Origin of the sequence: Actinotignum saccati, from assembly GCF_051265055.1 — a bacterium.
Lineage (GTDB): Bacteria > Actinomycetota > Actinomycetes > Actinomycetales > Actinomycetaceae > Actinotignum.
The window spans coordinates 13,226-35,559 of record NZ_JBOZCC010000011.1 but is presented as its reverse complement, the minus strand read 5'-3'; the positions used below and the strand labels follow the sequence as shown (position 1 = coordinate 35,559).

Sequence of the window (22,334 nt, the reverse complement as noted above, 5' to 3'; positions counted from 1 at the left end):
CGGGCACGGATATTGAACGCCATGGTGACGTACGGATAAAAAACACTCACCATGGCACTTCATATTTGCCACCACACCACAAAACCCGACTTCCTGACGCGGCTCAATGGAGTCAGGCGCTCAGCAATTTGTATCTTCTACTCATCTCATCTGTGCAGAAAACGGCGGGCGAACATTTCCGCCCGCCCGCCGTTACTTTGACTATGTGCTACGCCTGCAGATTTTGTTCGATCCGGTAGTAGACCGAGTTCCAGCGCAGGTGCTCGCTAAACGAGTGGTACTTGGTGTTCTCGTCGATCACCGCTAGTTCGACACCCGCGATCTTCGCGAACGCACGCCATACATCAATACCAACCTGGGTAGTAAGCGCGGTATGGTGAGCCGCCCCCGTCTCCAGCCAGCAACGAGTTGAGGTTTGGAAATCCGGAAGAGGCTGCCATACCGCCCGCGCAACAGGAAGATTAGGCAAGGGCTTATCCGGCTCAACAACCTTCACCTTATTCGCAACCAAACGGAAACGATCTCGCACATCCGACATCGCGATAACCACGCCTTCAGCCGGAGAAGCAGTGAAGACTAACCGCACCGGGTCATCCTTACCGCCAATACCGAGCTCGTGGATCTCCAGCTTCGGCTTGTCGTTCGTAATACTCGGGCATACCTCAAGCATGTGGGCACCGAGAATCTTTTCCTCGCCACGAACCAAGTTATAGGAGTAGTCCTCCATCAGAGAAGCACCACCCGGAAGTCCGTACCCCATGACCTTCGCCAGGCGCACCAGAACAGCGGTCTTCCAGTCACCTTCAGCACCAAAGCCATACCCGTCGGCCATCAAACGCTGCACGGCAAGCCCGGGCAATTGCTTGAGAGCTCCTAGATCTTCGAACGTATCGGTGAACGCGCCGGCTCCTGCTTCTTCCAGGAAGGCCCGCAATGCGATTTCCTGACGAGCCCCATACCGGAGCGATTCAGCGCGTTCCCCACCCGGACGCAACTGTGGATCAACATCATAGGACTCAAGGTATGCCTCGATGAGTTCGTCTACATCGGATTCACTGACCTTATCGATGGCTTCTACTAGCTCGTTGATACCCCAGGTATTAATCGAAGTACCGAAACGGATTTCCGCTTCGGTCTTATCCCCTTCGGTCACTGCGACGTTGCGCATATTATCTCCGAAACGCACCACCCGCAGGTGTTGTGCTTCGTTCCAGCCCACCGCGGCTCGCACCCAGGTGCCGACTTCTTCATGGACTTCCGTATCGGTGTAATGGCCTACCACTGTTGTTCGAGCGACCCCCATGCGGGTGAGGATGTATCCGAATTCGCGGTCCCCGTGGGCGGCCTGGTTGAGATTCATGAAGTCCATGTCCATGCGTTCCCAGGGCATGACCTTGTCAATCTGGGTATGCAAGTGCAGCAGCGGTTTACGGGATGCTTCCAGGCCGCGTACCCACATCTTTGCCGGGGAGAAAGTATGCATCCAGGCGATAACCCCAACAACATCATCGTTCGCGCCGGCTTCAAGGAAGGTACGGAGAATATCCTCCGATGTTGTCAAAACTGGCTTCCACACGATTTTCACCGGGATATCCGGTGAATCATTGAGCGTAGTCGCTATGGTTTGCGACTGGGACGCTACCTGATCCAAGGTCTCCGGACCGTAGAGGAATTGACTCCCCGTCAGGAACCAGATCTCTTTATTTTCGAAGGGATTCTTCATCGTTACTCCTTTGTATCGGATTGGTATTGGTTAAAACTCTTTTCGTGTTTTCTTGCCACGTTTTATTTGCGGAGGTTTATTGTCCGTAGATGTTGCTGTACCGGTCATACAACCGGTCGATATTCTCTTGCGCGATCACGACAGGCTCTCCCAAACTCTTGGCCACATGCACGGTCTTCGCTACTTCCTCAACCATCGCAGCAGCCTTCACCGCCGCCTCCGCTGTCGCCCCGATAGTGAAAGGCCCATGGTTTTGCATCAACACCGCAGGCGAACGCGAACCACGAAGCGTTGCTACGATCCCACGCCCAATCGAATCATCACCAATAACAGCGAAAGGACCAACAGGGATGGGGCCCCCGAACTCGTCAGCCATCATCGTCAACACACAAGGAATCTCTTCCCCACGCGCCGCCCACGCCGTCGCATACGTCGAATGCGTATGAACAATCCCCCCAACCTCGGGCATATGCGCATACACATACGCATGAGCCGCGGTATCCGACGACGGCGCATAATCACCCTCAACAAGGTTTCCTTCTAGATCACAAACAACCATCTTCTCCGGGCTAAGCTCGTGATACCGCACCCCAGACGGCTTGATCACCAACAAATCATCCAAGCTCGGAGTCTGCCCCACAACAACCCTCTGGGACACATTCCCCGCCGTCCACACCACCAGATTCCAGCGAATCAGCTCACCATGCAGATCACTAACAACCTTGCGGGTCACCGCGATTTTCTCTCGCACATCACTCGAGTACTGTTTCACGACACGTCTCCTTCCACGTTGATCGGAGTATCTTCCTCACTTGCGGGCATCCAGGCCGGTAGACAATCAACCGCTCGTTCTACTATCGGCAAACCCGCTTCGTACAGGTCAAGGAACCTGGCAAAGCCTTCTACCTCTGCCCGCGCTGGTGCAATCGTGGAAGCAGTAGAAGAAGCAAATATTTCTTCATCCAGGAAATCAGCAAGGTTTCCACCCCCGCGTGCGGTGAACAAGGCCAGTAACGCCATCCCCCACGCGCCACCCTCAGCCGCGCCCTCACGCACAGTAATCGGTGTACCTGTCGCTGCGGCCAGGAGGCGTTGCATGACTAGTTTCGTTCTGAACACTCCCCCATGAGCACATAAAACATCTAGCCCAGCATTCTCACCACCTAAAACCCGCAACCCTAGTGCTAGGGCAGCGAACGTGGAATACACCTGGGCACGCATGAAATTACCCAAACTCAACACTGCCCCCGGGGAGCGGGTAACTACCGGGCGGCCCTCATCTAGTTTCACGATAGGTTCACCGGCCAGGTTATTGAACGCGAGAATACCTCCCGCGTCTGTTTCTCCTTCGAGTGCTGCGCCCAGGACTGCTTCATATACCGCGTCAAGACTCACATCGCCACTAGGGTTGAGCCGGCTGGCTACCTGGGCGAATAACTCGACCCAGCGGGCTAGTTCATCAGCGCCGTTATTACAATGCACCATCGCCACCGGATCACCCACCGGGGTAGTCACCGGGTCAATCTCCGGGTGTGCAGAAGTAAGTGCCTGCTCGAGGACAGCCATCAAGAAAATCGAGGTACCAACCGAAACATTGCCCGTACGCGGTCGCACCGCATTGGTTGCAACCATGCCCGTACCCGCATCCCCCTCGGGTGGAGCAAACCTGATACCAGGCTGGAGCACCCCAGACGGGTCAAGAAGCCGAGCACCCTCAGCAGTAAGCGTGCCCGCTTCCTCGCCGGCAACCATCACACGCGGCAACAAGCCCTCTACAGCTATACCGGTCGCGTCCTTAAACAAGGCTAAACACCGCGGATCATAACCAGGCCGCCCGGCCTTGCTGGCATCCTCGCTGCGGGTGATGGGGAACATTCCAGAGGCATCCCCCACCCCCAACACTTTCTCACCAGTCAGGTGCCAATGCACATAACCCGACAGCGTCGTCAAAAACGCTACCCGGTCGACATGTTCTTCCTTATCGAGTAGGGCTTGATAGTAGTGAGAAATCGACCACCGCAGCGGGACTGTCACCCCGAAAAGATCCGTCAGCTTCCCGGCCGCTTCTCCTGTCGTGGTATCCCGCCAGGTCCGGAACGGAACAAGAAGCTCATCGTTTTTATCGAAAGCCAGGTATCCGTGCATCATCGCGGAAATACCAATAGCCACAAACCGCTGTGGGCGCACCCCGAATTTCTGCTCGCACTCATCGGCGAGCATCGCGTAAGCACCCGCAACACCCTCCCACACAGAATCGAGCGGGTACGTCCAATGCCCATCCTTGAAATGGTTCTCCCACGCGAAGACACCCTGCGCGATCTGACGCCCACTAGGTAAAACAGCACACGCTTTAATCCGGGTAGAACCAAGCTCAATACCAAGCCCAACCTTGCCACCGCGCAGCAATTCCTGGGTATCACGTTGTTCCATCACGTCACTCTCCTTCGAGTACGCAGTCGAGATTGTCTACGGATTTAGTTCATACAAGTAAATCCAGCACGAGCCTATCCGGGGTGTCATCTATCTGCCACCACCGAGTGTTATCGCTAACATCTTGCTGCCAGTCTAACGTCACATCCTCAAAAATAGCAAGGGCGATAAAACTCTATTGACGATATAAACTGCATGAGTGCGATTACTCGCCATTCCAGCGGTCTTCGAAACGGAACCGTGTCCGCCAGCCTGGCAATGTAACACAAGAATGGCGGTGGTGAATTCACCTATTAAACGCGAAGGAGAACCTCGTGGCTCAGATCAAACGGGCACCCTCAATGGCAGAAGTTGCCCAAATCGCGGGAGTTTCTCACCAAACCGTTTCCCGCGTGGTCAACGATTTCCCCGGAGTCCGCCCCGAAACACGCCAGCGCGTCCAGGATGCTATCGCCACACTCGGATACCGCAGGAACAACTCCGCACGCACTCTGGCAACCAACCAGTCCTTCCTCATCGGGGTTATCGCCGTTGGATCCTTCCTCTTCGGCCCCACTCACACCCTCGCTTCTCTTGAACAAGCAGCACGCCATCACGGCTACACCACTCTGCTCGGCACCATCCGCACCGCCAATGAGCAAGAATTCGGGGAAGTCATCAACCAATTCCTCGAACGCTCCGTTGACGCCATCATCGTCATTGCCGCCCGCGAGTCCATGTCACGCTACGCCGAACAATTCGAAAACAACGTCCCCATCATCATGGTCGGCCCCGAAGTTGAAGGCACTGATTCACTATCAGCCTTGAGCGTTGATCAAAGCGGTGGAGCCCGCGCCGCCATCCGCCACCTAGCCCAACTTGGCCACAGCCATATCCTCCTCCTCAACGGCCCCGAGGACTGGACAGATGCCCAACTCCGTCGCCGTGCCGCACTGTCCCAGGCACGCGAACTTGGTGTGAGGATCCAGGAAACCGACGGGGATTGGAGCGCCAAATCAGGCTTCCAAGCAGGAATCACCCTGGCCACGCAAGAACCAGCAAACCGCCCCACCGCAGTCTTTTCCGCAAACGATGAGATGGCTTTAGGACTCCTGGCCGCCTTACATAAATGTGGGATAAGCGTTCCACGCGATATGTCAGTGGTTGGATTCGATAACGTATCCGGCACGGAGTACTACACCCCAGCCCTCACCACCGTTGGCCAGGACTTCGCCACACTCGGTCAACGCGTCATCGATGCTGTCCTAGACCTGATTTCCGGGAAAGAACCCGACGTTTCTCCGGTTCCCGCACGCCTGATCGTACGAGACTCCACTTCACCGGCAGTAACCCAGACGGACTAATCAATCCAAAAGGGAGTCCAAATCACCACTCCGCCGTGCGGACCAAAAGTAGATACCCTCCGTTACGCAAATAGACCTTAAGCCCTTGACGAAGCGTCCCCCACTCTCTTAGGCTGAAACCAGCGTAGACGTTAGCGCTAACATTCTGCATTCCTCTCGCCATAATGACGTGGGCGGGACGTAGGGAGACTGCGTAGTCTCGGAGGGGCTGTTATGACTACAGATAAAAAGATTTCTGGACGCTTCATTTATTTCTTCGGAGCATTCGGCGGAATTCTCTTTGGATATGACATTGGCGTGATGACCGGCGCTTTGCCATTCCTCCTTACAGATTGGGAACTGGCCGATTCCGCTTCTATCGTGGGGTGGATTACCTCCGGCGTTATGTTTGGGGCCATTTTTGGTGGAGCTTTGGCCGGTCAACTATCGGACCGATTTGGCCGCCGCAATATGATTCTCGCCGCTGCCGTTATCTTCTGCGTTGGCTCAATCCTCTGCGGTATCGCACCTGATGAAGGTGCCGTTTACCTCATCATCATGCGCATTCTCTTGGGCCTCGCGGTCGGCGCGGCCTCCGCGCTTGTCCCTGCGTATATGTCCGAGCTCGCCCCGGCGAAATTGCGCGGTAATCTCTCGGGATTGAACCAGACGATGATCGTTTCTGGAATGCTCCTGTCCTACATCGTGGATTACTTGCTCAAGGGACTGGAACACTCCCTCGCTTGGCGGCTTATGCTCACCGCGGCAGCAGTCCCTGCCGTCATCCTTTTCTTCGGCGTCTTGCGCCTTCCCGAGTCTCCCCGATTCCTCGTCCGGCGCGGAAAAATTGAAGAAGCACGACAAGTACTTAGCTATGTTCGCAACGCCGACGAAATCGACGCCGAAATTGAGCAAATCAGGAATACCGCAACCATCGAAAGCGCTAATGCAGCAGCTTCAAGCTGGGGAACGCTATTCAGCTCTCGCTACCGTTACCTCGTCATGGCCGGCGTTGGTGTCGCAGCGTTCCAGCAGTTCCAGGGCGCAAATGCGATCTTCTACTACATTCCGCTCATTGTCGAAGAAGCCACGGGAGTACCCGCTTCTGATGCACTGATGTGGGCAATCGTGCAAGGCGTAATCTTGGTAGCCGGTTCCCTGGTATTCATCGCCATCGCTGAACGCTTTAACCGCCGCACCCTTCTTACGCTAGGCGGAACGCTCATGGCACTCTCGTTCATCATGCCGGCCGTCATCAACTGGATCGCGCCGGGTGCGCATCCCATGATCATCGTCGCGTTCCTGAGCTTGTACGTTGCGTTCTACTCATTCACCTGGGCACCGTTGACCTGGGTTCTTGTCGGCGAGATCTTCCCCTTGGCAGTGCGCGGTCGGGCCTCCGGACTAGCCTCTTCCTTCAACTGGATCGGATCCTTTGTTGTCGGTCTCATCTTCCCGATTATGACCGCCAAGATGGCACAGGAATACGTGTTCCTCGTCTTCGGAATTATCTGCGTTTTCGGTGTTCTCTTCGTGCGATTCTGCGTCCCTGAGACCCGCGGTAAGTCCCTCGAAGAAATCGAAAATGAATCAACAGTCCAGCACAGTCGCTAGAGTCACCCGTATAAACTCATCTGTCCGTCGGTGAGACTAATCCCACTCTTTCCGATGGCAGAGCTACCATATTCAGTTTCGGCCCTCAGGATTCGCGTCTACGGCGATGTCCTGAGGGCCGATTCTATGTCTATCGCGGGCTTGTCAACCGTCATCAACGGCCGCTTGCAAGCTATCAGTTACCGGTACGTTTTGTATTGTTCCTGCGCTCCTCAGTCCGCCCCAGCCAGGCGAAACACCCGATGCCAAGGAACCACAACGGGAGCGTGTAAAGGATATAGCGGGAACCGTTATCGAAGAAGAACAGTACAAAATCCGCGATGCTCGCGAGCGCGATGGCAATGATTCCCACCCAGGTCAGTACGCCGCCGCGATCCTTCTTTTTGCGCTTCGCCACGAGGGCTCCTCTCTCCGCAGATATGGCTTATACCAACCGCCGGAAACGGCATTGCAGCCTAGGCCGGCCCCCGCCTCCCCTACCAGCGATACAACTCAGGCTCGTTTCGCCTGCTTGCTTCCAAACATTCAAAACGAGCCTGAACTCTGGGGTGGCCAACGGGGCTTGAACCCGCGACCTCCTGGACCACAACCAGGTGCTCTGCCAGCTGAGCTATGGCCACCATTTCGGCGAAAGAACGCCGATAAACAACTATAGCCGGTCACCGCGCGCAAAGACAATTCAGCGGCGGTGATAGCGGCCACGTTGTGAGCCGAATCGGCGCCCCGCCCGGCTGCGCCGTCGTGCTATTTAGTACCGCTACCAGGCCGTACGCACCGCAATCGCGTCCGCGAAACGATTGAGGTGACTCTCATCAAGCGACAGGTAAAGCGAGCCGTCGATCAGGGAAATCTCCATAACGTAAAACTCGTTCGGATCCCCCGGCGCGGCCGGCACGATATCCACGCGGTTGAAAAGCAGCAGGTGGTCGCGCCCGGTATGTTCGCGGATGAGCCCGTGCAGCACATTGCGCACCCGCTCGCCCCAGCGCCATTCCGATTCGCGCGCCGCGGAAACCGAGACCACTTCTTCCTGGATTTGGTCCGCGCTGCGGAAACGTGGGTGGAGCAGCGGAGCCTTTTCCACCCGGTAGGAAGCCAGACCGTTGAGGAAGATGAGCGAGACCTCACCGGTGCGGTCGATATTCTCCAGGTAGCGCTGCACCATCACGCTGCGCCCTTTGGCCAGTTCGTGCTGGGCGTGCAGAATCGCCTGGGAGCGCGAAGCCGGATCGGTGGCGGTATAGCGCCCCGTGCCGCGCCCGCCCGAGGACACCGCGGGCTTGACCACAAAATCGCCGTGCGCCGGGAAACGGGTATGGACCTGGTGTTTCGTGAGGTTTTCCTCCGGTTCCAGCCAGGTGGTGGGAATGGTCGGCAAACCCGCCGCTTCCAATTCCCGCAGGTAATGCTTATCAGAATTCCACGCCATAATTTCAGCGTGGTTGAGAATCCGTGGAACGGAGCGGGCCCAGGAAATGAAAGCCTGCGGATCGCGCCCGTAATCACGAACTGAGCGGACAACGACGACTCCGGCGTTATTCCAGTCGTAATCGGGATCGTTCCACGCTACGACGCGCGGTTCGATATGGCGCTCACGCAGGGCATCGGGCAGGCCGGCCTCGTCCACGTCGAGCTTCGGTAAGTCTTTGCTCGTTGCAAGAGTAACAATGGGATCAGACACACTCTAACTCTACCCCGGCTAGTCTTATGGCGTGGCGATCCTTGACTCTTCTCCTTTATTAACAATTTTCGTTGTGGTGGCCCTCGGCTCCATCCTCGGGGCAATTCCGCTGGGCCGGATACGTATCGGCGCGGCCGGCGCGCTCTTTGTGGGCTTGGCCATGTCTGCGCGCTTCCCCGAACTCGGGGCGGGTATGGACGTGGTGCAGTCCCTCGGGCTCTCCCTTTTCGTGTACACGGTGGGCATCGCCTCGGGCGCGGCCTTTTTCGCGCAGCTGCGGCGCAATCTTTCCTTGCTCCTGGCGTCCGTGGTTGCGGTGTTCCTCGCCGCGGGCACCGCCGTGGTGATGGGCATTCTTTTCGGTATCGAACGACCGTTTTTGGCGGGCCTTTTCACAGGGGCGACGACGGCGGCACCGGCGCTCGCCACCGCTACCCGACTCACGGACGGTTCCACACAGCCCGCTATCGGATATGCCTTCGGGTATCCCCTGGCGGTCATTATCGGCATTATCCTGGTTTCCCTCATCGTGGGGCGGGCCTGGCCGGGGCTGCGCGATACCCCCTCGCTAGCCGGGAGTTCGCTCGATCCGCGCACCATAACCGTGGAACACCCCATGAACCTGCGCGATATTCCCGAGTGGGCCGACGGGCGCGTGCGGGTATCGTATTTGCGGCGCGGCGAGCGCGTGCGGGTGGCCCTCCCCGGTGAGGACCTTGAGGTAGGGGACGACGTCGTTGTTGTTGGTTTGGCGGCGGATGTGGAGGCGGCCGCCGCACACCTCGGGCATTTGCGCAGCGAACACTTAGCCGATGATCGCAGCCACGTGGATTTCAACCGCCTGGTGGTGTCCAATCCGGATGTGGCGGCGCGTTCCATCGGGGAACTCAACCTGCCCGCCAAATACGGCGCGGTGGTGACCCGGGTGCGGCGCGGGGACCTGGAGCTGCTGGCCCGCGATGATTTCATCCTGGAGCCGGGCGACCGGGTCACCGTGGTGGCCCCGCGCGAACGCTGGGATGCCATCGCGGATCTTTTTGGGGATTCCGAGCGCTCCATTTCCGAGATCGACGTGCTGAGCCTATCGGTGGGGATGGTGGCCGGGTTGCTGCTCGGCTTCGTGACCTTCCCGCTGCCGGGCGGTCAGGTGTTCCAACTGGGTACCGCGGCCGGGCCGCTCATCGCGGGAATGTTCTTGGGGGCGGCGCGGCGCACCGGGCCCTTTGTGTGGGCCATGCCGGAGGCCGCGAATCTGACGATGCGCCAGCTGGGGCTCACCCTGTTTTTAGCGGGTCTGGGGCTAACGGCCGGGCCCGGTTTCGCGCAGATCGTGGTCTCCCCGCAGGCGGTGGGCGCGGCGGTGACGGTCTGCGTGATCACGCTGGTATCCTGCGCGGCACTGCTGGTGGCCGGCGCCTGGGTGCTGCGGCTTTCCGCGCCGCGGACCGCCGGGGCTATTGCCGGTTTCCTGGGCCAGCCCGCGGTGCTGGATGCGGCCACCTCCCGAGTGGGCGATGAGCGCATCGATAATGCCTACGCCACTCTCTTCGCTTTCTCGATTGTGGTCAAGATTTTCCTGGTGCCCGCGGTATTGGTGCTGTAGCGGGCCACCACTAAGGTGAGCCGCGGCGGGGAAGCGAGTGGGCGGGCCGGGCGGCGGCGTCGTACCGCGGCTAAAGTAGGGACGAAGATACGAAACCGTTTCCGGAAAATACGGGAAGTGAGGCGTGAGATGCGCGATATGGTGCGCAAGGCGGCGGCGAGTGCGGCGGCGCTGGGCCTGGCGGGCGCGGGGGCGCTGCTGCTGGGCGGCTGCGATGCTGGTGAGACCACCGAGGCCGGGAGTTTTATGCGGCAGGCGGGTGCGTCTATGTACGTGGTGAGCGTGGACGGGCGCGAGCTGATCTCCAAGGTGGTGGATTGCAACGGCGGGGAATCCCAGGTGATGACCGGGCTTTTCGAGCCAGCGAATAACCTCGTGACCTGGAAGGATATCGACGGTAAGGAGATCGGTACCTCGGTGGCGCATTTCGCCGAGGACGGGAAGAGCATCACGCTGGCCAATGAGGCCACCCCGAATGCCGGGGCCACCTACGTGCGCGAGGGCACGCCGGAAGCCGAGCTCATGGCGCGCGGGCAGAAAAGCGAGTGCGCGCCGAAGTAGAGAGCTCGGCTTATCCGGCGTGTGCTACCGGTTTTTAGGATGCTCGTGGCATTCCGGGTGCGACCGGTATTCCACGGACTACCGGCATTTCGGGTGCTATTAGCATCCCGGGGTGTAACCGATATTCCGTTGCTACCGGCATTCGAGGGCGAAACGCTTGAGGTCGCTCAGAACCTCGCGGCTCTCCTCCAGCCACACCTGCCCCACCGGGAAGACGTGGCCCAGGGTGGCCCCGCGCGGGGGCCGGTAGGAATGGCATTCCACCGGGATTCCCTTGCGGGAGAGATAGCCGGCAAAGAGCAGGGTCTCGAATTCGATAAAGTCATCTGAACTCGTGACCAGATAAGCCGGTGGGAGCTCGCAGCGCGAAACGAGCTTTTCGGCGCACAGTAGCTCTTCGCCGAGCACCTGCACGGCGCGGTCGATGAAGCCCCCCATCTCCGTCAGATAGGCGAGAGTGGGAGTGGCGGCGTCGTCGTTCCCACCATCGCGGCGGCCGGAAACGAAAGGCACCAGATCCGAGAGGTCGAAAAGACCGGAGACGAAAGCCATGCCCGCGACGGCGAGCCGCTCCTCCCCCAGAACGGAAGGCGCCGGAGAGTGCGGCGCGGTGCCCGTTGCGTCAGGCGACGTTCCCGGCGCAACCGGCGCAAGAGCAGATGCGTCCAGGGCCGCGAAAATTTCAGGATTACGCAAGGCCGCAACCGCGTACAGCCCCAGGGTCGCGCCGGCGGAATCCCCCGTGATTACAACCGAATCCGGATCAATCGGGTAATCATCGAGGTGCCGCGCAATCCAGGCGCAACCCGCGAGCACATCGCGGAGCTGGTCGAGGAAATCAGCAGCCGGGGCGAGCCGGTAGCTCAGCGAGAAAACCGCGCAACCCCGCTCCGCGAGATGGACTCCGAAATTCTTGTTGAGATCCTTCGTTCCGTAGACGAAACCGCCTCCGTGAATATCGATGTAGACCGGCAGCGCTTTGCCGCCGCGCAGGTACGCATCGTGGGGAAGGTAGAGATCCAGGCGGTGGAAGGGGTTGGTTTCCCCGTCGGGAAGATAGGGAATATCCGCGATGACATCTACCGTGTCCGGGATGTGCCAGCGTTCGCACCGCACGATATCAACATCGAGAACGAATGATTTCCGCACCTCGATGGCGCGTTGCCGGATCGCGGCGTCAACGCCGGCCAGATCCTCATCAATAGGCGTCCACGTGCGGGCCCGGGCAATATTCTCCGGGGTATCAGGATGCATGTGTTGTCCTCACTACTTGGTTCATGAGCACTCGGCTATTCAGCACTCGGCTATTCAGCACTTGGCTCATGACACTTGAGTTAATTGCACTCGATTAATTGGCGCGCGGCTACTCCGCCGGCATATCTTCGAGCTCAACACCGGCAGTTTCCGGAAGCGCCTTCATCACGAAGATCAAGCTCACGGCAGCGAAGACGGCGTAAAGCAAGTAGACGTTACCCGTGCCAATGGCATCTTTCAAGGGCGGGAAAGTGGTCGAGACCAGGAAGTTCGCGATCCAGTTCACCGCGCTTGCCACCGCAACGCCGAGGGCGCGGATGTTGTTCGGGAAAATCTCCCCGAGCACAACCCACATGACCGGGCCCCAGGTGAAGCAGAAGGCCAGGTAGAAGATGTAGACCGAGACCAGGGTAATCGGACCCCACATGCCCGGCAGGGTGATGGATGCGCCGTCGACTTCGGCCTGGTAGAAACCAAGGGCGGCAACTCCCAGGAAGATCGTCATGACGGTGGAGCCGGTGATGAGCAGGAAACGGCGGCCCACCTTGTCAACGATGAACATCGCCAGGATGGTCGCGATGATCGCGCCGATGGTCCGGTAAACCGAAATATTCAGGGCGAGCTGTTCGCTGAAACCAACCGACTTCCAGAGCGAGGAATCGTAGTAGAGGATGATATTGACGCCGGAGAGCTGCTGGAGGGCAGCGACCGCCATGGCGATCCAGACCACCTTGCGCAGCCCGAAAGTCTTGCCGCGCAGGTCGGAGAGCTTCGCAGCTTTTTCGCCGGAGAGGGTTGCGCGGATTTCCCGGACTTTGCCTTCCGGATCCTGTTCGCCGGTGAGGCGCTTCAAAATCGCGGCAGCTTCCTCATCGCGGCCCTTCATAACGAGGAATCGCGGGGATTCGGGGAGTTTGAGGGAGACGATGAGCATAATGAGGGCCGGCACGATCATGCTGAGGAGCATGATGCGCCAGGTGGGCATCCCGAACCAGAAGGTTTCGTCGGCACCGCCCGAAGCCTTCGCGTAGGTGGCATTCACCACCACGGCGGCGAGGATACCGAAAGCAATGGCCATCTGCTGGAAGGAACCGAGGAATCCTCGCATCTGAGCCGGCGCGACCTCAGCGATGTAGGCCGGGCCGATCACCGAGGCGAGGCCAACGCCAAGACCGCCAATGAATCGGAAAATAATGAAGATCCAGACGCTCGGGGCGATCGCGGAGAAAATCGAGCACACCACGAACAGGATTGCCGCGATGAAAATTGTGGGGACACGGCCCAGGCGATCAGCAATATGGCTGGTAAACCATGCGCCGATCACGCACCCGAAGAGGGCGCAGGAAACCGAGATACCACTCATGAAGGCGCTCAGGTCCCAGCCGGTTCGGGAACCGGCGATGGAATCGACCGCACCGTTGATAACGGATGTGTCGTATCCGAAGAGAAAACCGCCGACGGCGGCGGCCAGGCAAACAATAATAATGCGGCGTTTGATGACCGGGTCCAGCGGGGCTTTTGCCGCTGGCGCCGGGGTACCGGACTGTGCCGGGCTACCGGACTTTGCCGGGGTGCCGCGCTGTTCTTTATTACGCGTCATTGCGCATCTTCCTCTCTATCAACCGCCTCCTTCTCCCATTCGAAGGAGGCACTGTCGAAAGCCGGGGTAAGTGCGTAGCGTGAAGCGCCTGCGTGCTACTTCCTGCTTCGCGTGAATCTTGGCTGGTGTTGTGCTTCTCAGCCGTTGTGATTCTTGGCTGTTCCTTACCCCTCGCGCCACTGAGCCTAGGCGAAATTTTCCGGGCGGTAGTGCCGAAATGTGGCACACTCTATGCTCAAACGTGACATGGTTGGCGGCCTCGCACCTTTTCTCACGAAGAATGGGGTCATCACCTCATATCTGGGAGCTATCCCCTTATACCTGGGAACTATCCCCTCATACCTAACCAGATTCCAGGGCGGCTCGCTACTATGAGAGATGAATCCGCGAGGAGTTAAGCATGATGGATAATCGCATACACAGCCCGAGGGAGCCCATCCTCAATCGTGCTTTTTGTGAGGTAGGTTCCATGCCTGCCGAATACCCAGCGCTGGTGCTGGTCCACCGCCACCCGGAAGTGGTTCCGACCCACTGGCATTCGGGAGTTGAGGTCAATTACGTTGTGGAGGGTGGCGGGAGCGTGACTATCGATTCGCGCGTTGAGGCCCTCCACCCGGGAAAACTCTGCATTATCAGCCCCTATACTCCCCATTCGTTTATTACGGAATCGCGCGGCGGGAAAGCGCCACTCATTCTGTCCATTACGTATGACAGCAGCCGCATTGAACGAATTTATAAGAAGGCTGATCTTTATGTGATGTCCGTGGATTCAGCGCGGGCGCGTGATGAGGATCGCCAAGCGCTCATTGACTTATGCCTGCGCATGATCGACACCACCCGCATGCTCGGTCCGGAACGGGTTTTCGGAATTAACGCGATTCTTTTCGACATCCTATTTTTGCTCTACCAGAACTTCGTTGTTCGGTGCCGCCCGCGCGGAGTGCGCCGCGCTACCGACACCACGATTCTCGCGATTGTGAGCGATATCGAGCGCCGCCACAAGGAACCGCTGACCGCCGCAAGCGTGGCCGAAGCGCACGGCTATTCGCGCGAGCATTTCAGCCGACTTTTCCGGCTTAGCACCGGAATGACCTTCAAACAGTACGTGACGCAATTGCGGGTCGAGGACGCGTATTACCTACTCATGGAGGAGCAGGTCCCCACCCTGGAAGATATTGCCCAGCGGGTCGGTTTCCCCAGCACCCGGGCGCTCAATCGCGCTTTTGTGGAGCGGCACGGGATGACGCCGCTGGAATATCGCAGAACGCGGTTAGGGACGAGCAGGTAAAAAACGCACGGGGAAGAAAACGCGGCGAGGAAAAGCGGTTGGCAATGCAGTGGGCAATGCGGTTGGCAAAGGGCAGCCACCGGGAGGAATAATCCCGGGGCTGCCCTTCACCTCGATTTTTACGGTTAGCGGCGCGGAAGCCGCTTCAGCAGGCTAGGCGGCCGGAGTTTCGGCCGGAGCCTCTGCCGGCGTTTCTGCCGGAGCTGCCGAAGCCGGCTTAGCCGAACCAATCTGAACCTTGCGCCCCTGCGAACCCGCGGTGGTCTTCACCGAGACGGTCAGCACGCCATCACTCAGATCCGCATCCACCGTGGTGGTATCCACCGCCTGGTCAAAGCCGAGGCTGCGGGAGACGGACCGCGTGCGCGTACCGCCCTCAATTTCCTCTTCCTGCGAGGCCTTGAGGGTGATGTGATCCGGGTAAACGTTGAGGTCAATATCCTCCGGAGCGAACCCGGGAACATCGAAGAGAACTTCGTAGCCGTCCTCAGTTTGCTTGAGCTGCGAACGGTATTGCAGCGCGAGATTCTCCAGATCGGAACGCCGCCCGTTCACCATCCGAGTGGGAACGGCGAAAAAGCCATCAAAGGGGCTGAGGAACCGGTCCACCGCGTTGGACACTGTGCGATCAATATCGTATGCCATGGTCAATCCTTCTTTCACTTCTATGAACGACGACGCCGCGCGCCTTGCGGCGCCCGGGCCTATCGCCCTGACACCAACCTCAACCTCCACCGCCCTGTATTTGTTCCACTCAGGAGTAATTGTTCACTCTAGGCTCAATAGTAGTTGAGTCAGTAGCGCTCAGGTTTAGAGAAGGTACATACCGCGACCGCCACCTAACGCGCGCGGCGTATATCCCGGATGAAAGCAAGGAAGAAAAGAAGGCCAGCCCCGGCGAGCGCGGCACCCAGGCCGGTATAGAAGAAAGCAATGAAGGAATCAGGCAGGAGTCCGCTGGCACGCAGGCCAATTCCGCCACCCATCATGATGGCCATAACGAGGTAGGAGCGTGCGTCAAAGAAGTGCCACAAGGGCCGCGCCGGGCGCGGATGGGAGCGAATACGCCGGATATGTTTCCCGGCAACTTTGGCGAACATCGCCCCGAAGGCAACGAAGACGAGCATTGGAAGCAGGCAGATCCAGGGCGCACCCATGGTGGAGCCCGCAATACTCTCCACTCCAATGCGCGCGACGTTCACTCCTGCCAGGCACCACACCCCGCCAGCAAACGCAATCAGCCCGCTCTTAGAAATCCGGAAATAGGGACAGTCGCTCATGAATACTCCTCTACCGCAGTCACAGCTGCCGGGCGCGCGATTCGCGCCGTTCACACAGCCAGTGCCGCTCAGTTTGCGCCACCCAGGTCGAGCTACTAGTTCGCGCCGCTCGCACCACCCAGCTCGAGCCACTAGTTCGCACCGCTCGCACCAACCACACCGGTCCGTTCACGCCGCTCGCGCCAGCCGCTTAGTTCGCGATCAAGAATAACGCGACAGGTGTCGCTTAGATAGTTGCGGGACGGATCCGCAATTCCGCCCTACGCGTAGCCCTAAAACGCTCCTATGCCGCAGTGCTGAGAAGTGGTGGCGTAAAACCAATCCGCGACGTACGCTAGTCACATGACCGTTTTCCGCACGATAATGCGGAAAACCCCGTAGCTTGAACACTACGGGGCCTGCTGTACACCGCCTGGGACTCGAACCCAGAACCCACTGATTAAGAGTCAGTTGCTCTGCCAATTGAGCTAGCGGTGCTCGTTATTCTTTTATGTTTGCCGCCCGCGGCAACGAATAGATACTTTACTCAGGCCCACCACCCAGCGCAAGTTAAGAAGCCTATCTAAAGCTGTTTCCTCCCTCACACCACTTCCGCACCGCCAGATAAGCGCGAGATAGCGCGCTTCTCACCACCCTACAAACGGTATGCCACGCGATTGCGGCAACCCTTAACCCGGAGATTAAGGGTCTACAGGCACTCGCCCGGCGCGCTATCGCAGCCACCCATTTCACGCCCATGCCCCCCGCTTGCGCGAGGAAGAGATACCAGCGGTATTCCCCTTGTTGTAATCCTTGGAATTACCCCTCGCTTGCACGGGGAACAGTGCATGAAAGAAAACATCGCCGGCCTTGACCTAGAATTACCCCCGCTAACACGGGGAACAGAATGACATCGTCCGCTTCCTTGGCAGCCTCATCGTCCGCGCCTATCCCGGTAACTAGCATGCCACCCCGATCAAGGACAGGGCGACTGCCGGTTCCTTTACTGCGCAGGGAAAGCCCTGCTCATGGGCGGCGGCGTCGTACATAAGAGTGAGACTGCCGGTACCTGCAGCATATACAGCGCGTGGGTCCCGTTTGCACAGGAAAGATTCGAACGCGGTCACATCGCTATCTATTTCTTCAGAATTTACTGGATGAACACCGCGCATCCGTTTCGGCAGATTTTTATGTCGTAGGAGTGTGGCACCCTTAAGTCATGAGTTCACAGCAGTCAGATCAGCCCGGGGCCGCGGCGTCGCGCCCTCGTCCGCAACTCAATGTTGCCCTGGACCTTCTGGAGGATAAGTATGGGCTCAATCCGCCTGATGACGCGCTTTATGAGGCGTTCACCCAGTGGGCGGAAAGCACCGGGCGGCCGCTTTACCCCCATCAGGAAGAGGCGCTGCTCGCCGCTATTGATGATGCTCATATGATTGTCTCCACGCCCACCGGCTCGGGGAAATCGCTCATTGCGCTCACCGCCATTTTCTGCGGGCTCGCGCGCGGGAAAACCGCGTATTACACCGCGCCTCTCAAGGCTTTGGTATCGGAAAAGTTTTTCGAACTCATCAATGTTTTCGGCGCAGATAACGTGGGAATGGTGACCGGGGATTCCACCATTAATGCCGGCGCTCCCGTGGTGTGTGCCACCGCCGAAATCGTGGCGAACCTGAGTCTGCGTGATGGTGCGGCTGCGGATATCGGCGTGCTGGTCCAGGATGAATTCCACTACTACTCCGATCCGCAACGCGGTTGGGCCTGGCAAGTACCGCTTCTGGAACTCACCCATACCCAGCAAGTCCTTCTTTCCGCCACGTTGGGGGATACCACGTGGCTGGCGGAGGATCTTGAGAAGCGCACCGGGCGCGCCGTCGAACTTATGAGTAACGCGGAACGGCCGGTACCGCTGTCCTTCTCGTATTCCTATCAGCCGCTCGGTGAGCTCCTCCTGGAACTCACCTCCACGCATCGGGCGCCCGTGTATGTGGTGCATTTTTCGCAGCGGGAAGCGGTGGCGCAGGCCCAAGCTCTCCTCACCCACGCGCTCGTTTCCAAGGAACAGAAAGCCCGCATCCAAGAAGCCCTCGGGGATTTCTCCTTCGGGCCGGGTTTCGGGAAAATTCTCTCTAAGCTGCTCCGTTCCGGTATCGGCGTGCACCACGCGGGCCTCCTCCCCCGCTACCGTCGGCTCGTGGAAAAGCTGGCGCAAGCGGGCCTGCTTCCGGTTATTTCCGGTACAGATACCCTCGGGGTCGGTATCAACGTTCCTATTCGCACCGTTGTGATGACGGGGCTGGCTAAATTTGATGGCCAGCGCAATCGGCACCTGAGCGCACGTGAATTCCACCAGATCGCGGGCCGGGCCGGGCGGGCCGGGTTTGATACCAAAGGCGATGTGATCGTGCAGGCACCCGAATTTGAAATTGAAAATGCCCGGCTGGTGGCCCGTGCCGGGGATGATCCGGTCAAACAGCGCCGCATTCAAAAGAAGAAGCCCCCGGAAAATACGGTGCTGTGGTCGGAAAAAACCTTTGAGTACCTCAAGGGTGCCGCTCCGGAAACTCTGACGTCCCAGATGCGGGTCTCCCACTCGCTCATGCTCAATTTGTTCCAGCGTCCGGGGGATAACGTCGCGGCCGTCACCACGTTACTCACGGATAATCACGAACCGCGCACGGCATCCAACCAGCTTATCCGGCAAGCCATCCGCATCTATATGTCTCTGGAGCGCGCCGGGGTGATCCTCCATCACACTCCGCAATGGCTGGCTGAGCACCCGGGCCACTCCCCCATCGAATACGCGCGCGAAGTTCCTTTTGATTTTGCTTTGAACCAGCCGCTGGCACCCTTCGCGCTGGCTGCGCTGGATATTCTTGATCCGGACAGCCCCGAGTACGCCCTTGATGTCATCTCGGTTATCGAAGCGGTCCAAGATAACCCCATGCAGGTTCTATACGCGCAGGAACGCGCGGCGCGCGGGCGTGCCATCGGGCGCATGAAAGCCGCGGGTATCGGCTATGACGAACGCATGGCCGAAGCAGATAAAATCACCTGGCCGCAACCCCTCGCGGAAGAACTAGGCGCAGCGCTCCAGATCTACCGGCAAACCAACCCGTGGGTGGATGATTTCCAGCTCTCCCCCAAGTCCATCGTGCGGGAAATGATCGAAAACGCGATCACCTTCTCCGAATTTATTTCTCGCTATGACCTGGCCCGTTCCGAAGGAACCCTGCTGCGTTATCTCACGGACACCTACAAAGCACTCCGGCAAACCGTTCCGCTGGAAGCCCGCACCCCGGATCTTGAAGACATGACCGGCTGGCTGGGCGGCCTGGTGCGCTCGGTGGATTCCAGTCTGCTGGACGAATGGGAAGCCCTGCGCGATGGCCGAATCACCGCCACGGAGATCGCCAATCTTGACAGCGGCGCAGGGGGCGCCCGCGAGCGAGCTTTCGGGGCGGATGAGGATGGCAAAGTCACGCTCTCGCGTAGCCCGCACGCACTGCGAGTCTCCATCCGCAATGCACTCTTCCGCTTCGTGGAAGCCGTGGCGCACGAAAATCTCGACTGGCTTGATCGAGCCGCCCTGGATGATGGGGCCGGTGTGGCCCGCGGGGACGGCATCCCGCTCTGGCTGGGCGGCCCGGTCTGGGATGGCGATACCTGGATGGATGCTACCGACGCCTACTTCGATTCCTACCAAGAGATCGGCATTGGGCCCGAAGCACGCTCCGCACAACTCGTCACCATGCTGGAACACCCCGACCGAGCAGATTTCATCACCGCCGGCGTCCCTGCGGAACACGTGGATAGCGTTATGGACAACCTGAGCTCCGCCACCGGGCGCCTGCGCGCCTGGTTAGTGCGTCAAGTTTTTGACGACGGCGCAGGTGACAACGCCTGGGGATTCTGGGCAGTTGTGGACCTTGAGGCAAGCGATGCTGCTGGGCATGCCGTCCTCGACGTTATTAGCGTGGGAGAACTATGAGGCCGCTACCGGTTCAAAGCCGCTACCCGGCACTGAAAGCCTGACGCCAGTTCTGGGGCGATTGTTTCAGTTATGAAACCGCTCATGCAGTTCTGAGATCATTTCACCAGTTATGAGATTATTTCACCAGTTCGCGGCACAGAGACCTACCATAAACACCGGCGGATACTCGATACCTGTGGAGTTGATACAAAACATGACATACACGGAGCACGACAAGCTTGCTCACCTCGCTGAACTATCCAGCATCACCCCAACCGCGGAGGAAATCCCCGGGCGCATCAACCTCGTGCGTGACGCCCTACGCGGAGCGGAAGAAGCTGCCGGAATACCGCTCGGCACCGCCCGACTCCAAATCGTGGTGAAACACCAGCCCATCACCGCCATCCGCGCCGCGCTCGCCGCCGGCTCCCGCCTCATGGGTCAAAACTTCATCCAACAACTACAGGACGTAGAAGCCCAGCTCGCGGTGCCCGAAACGGCACCAGACTCAACTGAACGCCTCATTCATGACGCCAGCACCTGGGAAGGAAGCGGCACCGCCCCGGCCAGCGCTGGCAACCCACCCCACTGGACCCACGTCATCGGCCACGTGCAATCCAATAAGGCCGGGCGGGCCCTCGAACTGGCCGATTGCATCGAAACCGTGGACAGCCTCAAATTAGCCCAGCGCCTCAACCGGCTCCAAGGCTGCCTGCTTGAGGAAGGCCACGCCCACGGGCCCTTCTCCATTTACGTGCAAGTCAATTCCTCCGGAGCCACCAGCCAATACGGAATCGACCCCGAGCAAGTAGAAGAACTCGTCGGCCAGATCGCGCAGCTCCCCCACCTGCGGATAGACGGCCTCATGACCATCGGCGCGAATACCAGCGACGTACGGGAAATCTCCCGCTCCTTCGCGCTCGTGCGCGAACTGCGCGACCAGCTCCAGCGCGAGCACCCCACCGTACGCGAACTCTCCATGGGCATGACCAACGATATGGGCATCGCCGTGGCGGAAGGCTCCACCCAGGTGCGGGTCGGCAGCGCCATTTTCGGGCCCCGGCCCGCGGCCTGACTAGCGCTAGTATTCCGGCGCGCCCGCGCCCTAACGACGGCTATGATTCTGGTGCGCCCGCGCCCTAACTACGCGCCGAAACCGGCACAACCATCGGAGTACCCGTCACCGGATCTGGGATCACCACCGCGGTCAGCCCGTAAATCTCCGCGATATTCTCCGGAGTAAACACTTCCTCAGCCGAACCCGAAAAAACAATACGCCCGTCCTTCATGGCGATGACATGGGAGGCGTAACGCGCCGCCTGATTCAGATCATGCAGAACCGCAACCAAAGTCCGCCCCTCCCGATTCAGGCGGGCACACAAATCCAATAGCTCAATCTGGTAGGCAATATCCAAATACGTCGTCGGCTCATCCAAAAAAATAATCGGAGTATCCTGGGCCAGCACCATCGCCACCCACACCCGCTGGCGCTCCCCACCAGACAGCTCCCCCAGCAGCGCATCAGCAAAATCCGCGGTCCCCGTAGCCGCCAAAGCCCGAGCAACAGCCTCCTCATCACGCTCCGAAGGCCGCGAAAACACGCCCTGATGCGGGTAACGCCCCCGCCCTACCAGCTCGGCAACCGTAATCCCCTCAGGAATATGCGGCGACTGCGGTAGCAACGCCAGCTCCCGCGCGAAATCCCGCGAACCCATCGCCGCAATGTCCCGCCCATCCAGCAGCACCCTGCCGCTCGCCGGTGCAAGCAACCGCGCCAAACCCCGCAACAACGTGGACTTCCCGCACCCGTTCGCCCCCACAATCACCGTGAACGACCCATCCGGAATCGCCACATTCAGGTCCCGCGCCACCGCCACATCGCCGTAGCCGAGGCAGAGATCCTCCCCGCGCAGCCGCGCGGCACCGGTAGAAACGCCGACAGCCGCACTATCCGCAGCGCTGGCAGCCTCGCTGCCTGAGGCCCCGGAGGCCGCACCCATATCCACGCCCTCGTTCTCACGCATAG

17 protein-coding genes and 2 tRNA genes are annotated in these 22,334 nt (G+C 59.2%); 7 read left to right on the top strand and 12 right to left on the bottom strand.

Going from position 1 to position 22,334, the window contains the following annotated elements:
- Positions 1 to 208: 208 nt before the first annotated feature.
- From araA to ACRQEC_RS08400, 3 genes are all read right to left on the bottom strand, one after another.
- On the bottom strand, positions 209 to 1,723 hold the full coding sequence (gene araA / locus ACRQEC_RS08410) for an L-arabinose isomerase (protein WP_284890484.1): 1,515 nt from the start codon (positions 1,721 to 1,723) through the stop codon (positions 209 to 211).
- A gap of 76 nt (positions 1,724 to 1,799) precedes the next feature.
- On the bottom strand, positions 1,800 to 2,495 hold the full coding sequence (locus ACRQEC_RS08405) for an L-ribulose-5-phosphate 4-epimerase (protein ID WP_284890485.1): 696 nt from the start codon (positions 2,493 to 2,495) through the stop codon (positions 1,800 to 1,802).
- Positions 2,492 to 4,153, bottom strand: coding sequence for a xylulokinase (locus ACRQEC_RS08400; protein ID WP_284890512.1), 1,662 nt, complete (start codon positions 4,151 to 4,153; stop codon positions 2,492 to 2,494). Before ACRQEC_RS08400 ends, ACRQEC_RS08405 begins: the two co-directional genes overlap by 4 nt.
- Positions 4,154 to 4,467: 314 nt before the next feature.
- Here ACRQEC_RS08400 and ACRQEC_RS08395 point away from each other — a divergent pair, with 314 nt between their 5' ends.
- On the top strand, positions 4,468 to 5,496 hold the full coding sequence (locus ACRQEC_RS08395; protein ID WP_284890486.1) for a LacI family DNA-binding transcriptional regulator: 1,029 nt from the start codon (positions 4,468 to 4,470) through the stop codon (positions 5,494 to 5,496).
- Between the two features lie 213 nt (positions 5,497 to 5,709).
- Positions 5,710 to 7,089, top strand: a complete 1,380-nt coding sequence (locus tag ACRQEC_RS08390) for a sugar porter family MFS transporter (RefSeq protein ID WP_284890487.1) — start codon at positions 5,710 to 5,712, stop codon at positions 7,087 to 7,089.
- A 175-nt stretch (positions 7,090 to 7,264) separates the two neighbouring features.
- Here ACRQEC_RS08390 and ACRQEC_RS08385 read toward each other — a convergent pair whose 3' ends face one another.
- The 3 genes from ACRQEC_RS08385 to ACRQEC_RS08375 form a co-directional block, all read right to left on the bottom strand.
- Positions 7,265 to 7,486, bottom strand: a complete 222-nt coding sequence (locus ACRQEC_RS08385; RefSeq protein WP_284890488.1) for a hypothetical protein — start codon at positions 7,484 to 7,486, stop codon at positions 7,265 to 7,267.
- 147 nt (positions 7,487 to 7,633) lie between these two features.
- A tRNA-His gene (locus tag ACRQEC_RS08380) sits at positions 7,634 to 7,709 on the bottom strand.
- Positions 7,710 to 7,846: 137 nt separating this feature from the next.
- Positions 7,847 to 8,770 carry an ATP-grasp domain-containing protein gene (locus tag ACRQEC_RS08375; protein ID WP_274733471.1) on the bottom strand — a complete coding sequence of 308 codons (924 nt, stop codon included), beginning with the start codon at positions 8,768 to 8,770 and terminating at the stop codon, positions 7,847 to 7,849.
- Between the two features lie 31 nt (positions 8,771 to 8,801).
- On the opposite strand from ACRQEC_RS08375, the gene ACRQEC_RS08370 reads away from it, so the two are divergent.
- A complete protein-coding gene (locus ACRQEC_RS08370) occupies positions 8,802 to 10,373 on the top strand; it encodes an aspartate:alanine exchanger family transporter (protein WP_284890489.1) in 1,572 nt (523 codons plus the stop codon).
- Between the two features lie 129 nt (positions 10,374 to 10,502).
- Positions 10,503 to 10,934, top strand: coding sequence for a hypothetical protein (locus tag ACRQEC_RS08365; RefSeq protein ID WP_026429582.1), 432 nt, complete (start codon positions 10,503 to 10,505; stop codon positions 10,932 to 10,934).
- Positions 10,935 to 11,066: 132 nt separating this feature from the next.
- On the opposite strand, the gene ACRQEC_RS08360 is transcribed toward ACRQEC_RS08365, so the two are convergent.
- Both ACRQEC_RS08360 and ACRQEC_RS08355 read right to left on the bottom strand, forming a co-directional pair.
- Positions 11,067 to 12,188 (bottom strand): alpha/beta hydrolase, encoded by a 1,122-nt coding sequence (locus ACRQEC_RS08360; protein ID WP_284890491.1) that lies wholly within the window; start codon positions 12,186 to 12,188, stop codon positions 11,067 to 11,069.
- A gap of 109 nt (positions 12,189 to 12,297) precedes the next feature.
- On the bottom strand, positions 12,298 to 13,788 hold the full coding sequence (locus ACRQEC_RS08355) for a sugar porter family MFS transporter (RefSeq protein ID WP_284890492.1): 1,491 nt from the start codon (positions 13,786 to 13,788) through the stop codon (positions 12,298 to 12,300).
- Between the two features lie 400 nt (positions 13,789 to 14,188).
- Here ACRQEC_RS08355 and ACRQEC_RS08350 point away from each other — a divergent pair, with 400 nt between their 5' ends.
- Positions 14,189 to 15,076 carry an AraC family transcriptional regulator gene (locus ACRQEC_RS08350; protein WP_301575422.1) on the top strand — a complete coding sequence of 296 codons (888 nt, stop codon included), beginning with the start codon at positions 14,189 to 14,191 and terminating at the stop codon, positions 15,074 to 15,076.
- 153 nt (positions 15,077 to 15,229) lie between these two features.
- On the opposite strand, the gene ACRQEC_RS08345 is transcribed toward ACRQEC_RS08350, so the two are convergent.
- From ACRQEC_RS08345 to ACRQEC_RS08335, 3 genes are all read right to left on the bottom strand, one after another.
- Complete coding sequence (locus ACRQEC_RS08345) at positions 15,230 to 15,721, bottom strand: Hsp20/alpha crystallin family protein (RefSeq protein ID WP_301575421.1); 492 nt, start codon at positions 15,719 to 15,721, stop codon at positions 15,230 to 15,232.
- 194 nt (positions 15,722 to 15,915) lie between these two features.
- A complete protein-coding gene (locus tag ACRQEC_RS08340) occupies positions 15,916 to 16,356 on the bottom strand; it encodes a hypothetical protein (RefSeq protein ID WP_284890495.1) in 441 nt (146 codons plus the stop codon).
- A gap of 404 nt (positions 16,357 to 16,760) precedes the next feature.
- Positions 16,761 to 16,833: transfer RNA gene (locus ACRQEC_RS08335), tRNA-Lys, on the bottom strand.
- A 721-nt stretch (positions 16,834 to 17,554) separates the two neighbouring features.
- Between ACRQEC_RS08335 and ACRQEC_RS08330 the strand changes: the two genes are divergently transcribed.
- Positions 17,555 to 20,326: a DEAD/DEAH box helicase gene (locus tag ACRQEC_RS08330; protein WP_284890496.1), complete on the top strand. Its 2,772-nt coding sequence runs from the start codon at positions 17,555 to 17,557 to the stop codon at positions 20,324 to 20,326.
- Between the two features lie 196 nt (positions 20,327 to 20,522).
- Positions 20,523 to 21,383 carry a YggS family pyridoxal phosphate-dependent enzyme gene (locus ACRQEC_RS08325; RefSeq protein WP_284890497.1) on the top strand — a complete coding sequence of 287 codons (861 nt, stop codon included), beginning with the start codon at positions 20,523 to 20,525 and terminating at the stop codon, positions 21,381 to 21,383.
- A 64-nt stretch (positions 21,384 to 21,447) separates the two neighbouring features.
- On the opposite strand, the gene ACRQEC_RS08320 is transcribed toward ACRQEC_RS08325, so the two are convergent.
- Positions 21,448 to 22,332 (bottom strand): ABC transporter ATP-binding protein, encoded by an 885-nt coding sequence (locus ACRQEC_RS08320; RefSeq protein WP_284890498.1) that lies wholly within the window; start codon positions 22,330 to 22,332, stop codon positions 21,448 to 21,450.
- Positions 22,333 to 22,334: the final 2 nt, after the last annotated feature.

Coding starts and splice junctions, on each gene's coding strand:
- ACRQEC_RS08345 (WP_301575421.1), bottom strand. CDS start 15,721: ATGGCATACGATATTGATCGCACAGTGTCCAACGCGGTGGACCGGTTC.
- ACRQEC_RS08350 (WP_301575422.1), top strand. CDS start 14,189: ATGATGGATAATCGCATACACAGCCCGAGGGAGCCCATCCTCAATCGT.
- ACRQEC_RS08330 (WP_284890496.1), top strand. CDS start 17,555: ATGAGTTCACAGCAGTCAGATCAGCCCGGGGCCGCGGCGTCGCGCCCT.
- ACRQEC_RS08390 (WP_284890487.1), top strand. CDS start 5,710: ATGACTACAGATAAAAAGATTTCTGGACGCTTCATTTATTTCTTCGGA.
- ACRQEC_RS08355 (WP_284890492.1), bottom strand. CDS start 13,788: ATGACGCGTAATAAAGAACAGCGCGGCACCCCGGCAAAGTCCGGTAGC.
- ACRQEC_RS08400 (WP_284890512.1), bottom strand. CDS start 4,153: ATGGAACAACGTGATACCCAGGAATTGCTGCGCGGTGGCAAGGTTGGG.
- araA (WP_284890484.1), bottom strand. CDS start 1,723: ATGAAGAATCCCTTCGAAAATAAAGAGATCTGGTTCCTGACGGGGAGT.
- ACRQEC_RS08360 (WP_284890491.1), bottom strand. CDS start 12,188: ATGCATCCTGATACCCCGGAGAATATTGCCCGGGCCCGCACGTGGACG.
- ACRQEC_RS08365 (WP_026429582.1), top strand. CDS start 10,503: ATGCGCGATATGGTGCGCAAGGCGGCGGCGAGTGCGGCGGCGCTGGGC.
- ACRQEC_RS08325 (WP_284890497.1), top strand. CDS start 20,523: ATGACATACACGGAGCACGACAAGCTTGCTCACCTCGCTGAACTATCC.
- ACRQEC_RS08340 (WP_284890495.1), bottom strand. CDS start 16,356: ATGAGCGACTGTCCCTATTTCCGGATTTCTAAGAGCGGGCTGATTGCG.
- ACRQEC_RS08320 (WP_284890498.1), bottom strand. CDS start 22,332: ATGCGTGAGAACGAGGGCGTGGATATGGGTGCGGCCTCCGGGGCCTCA.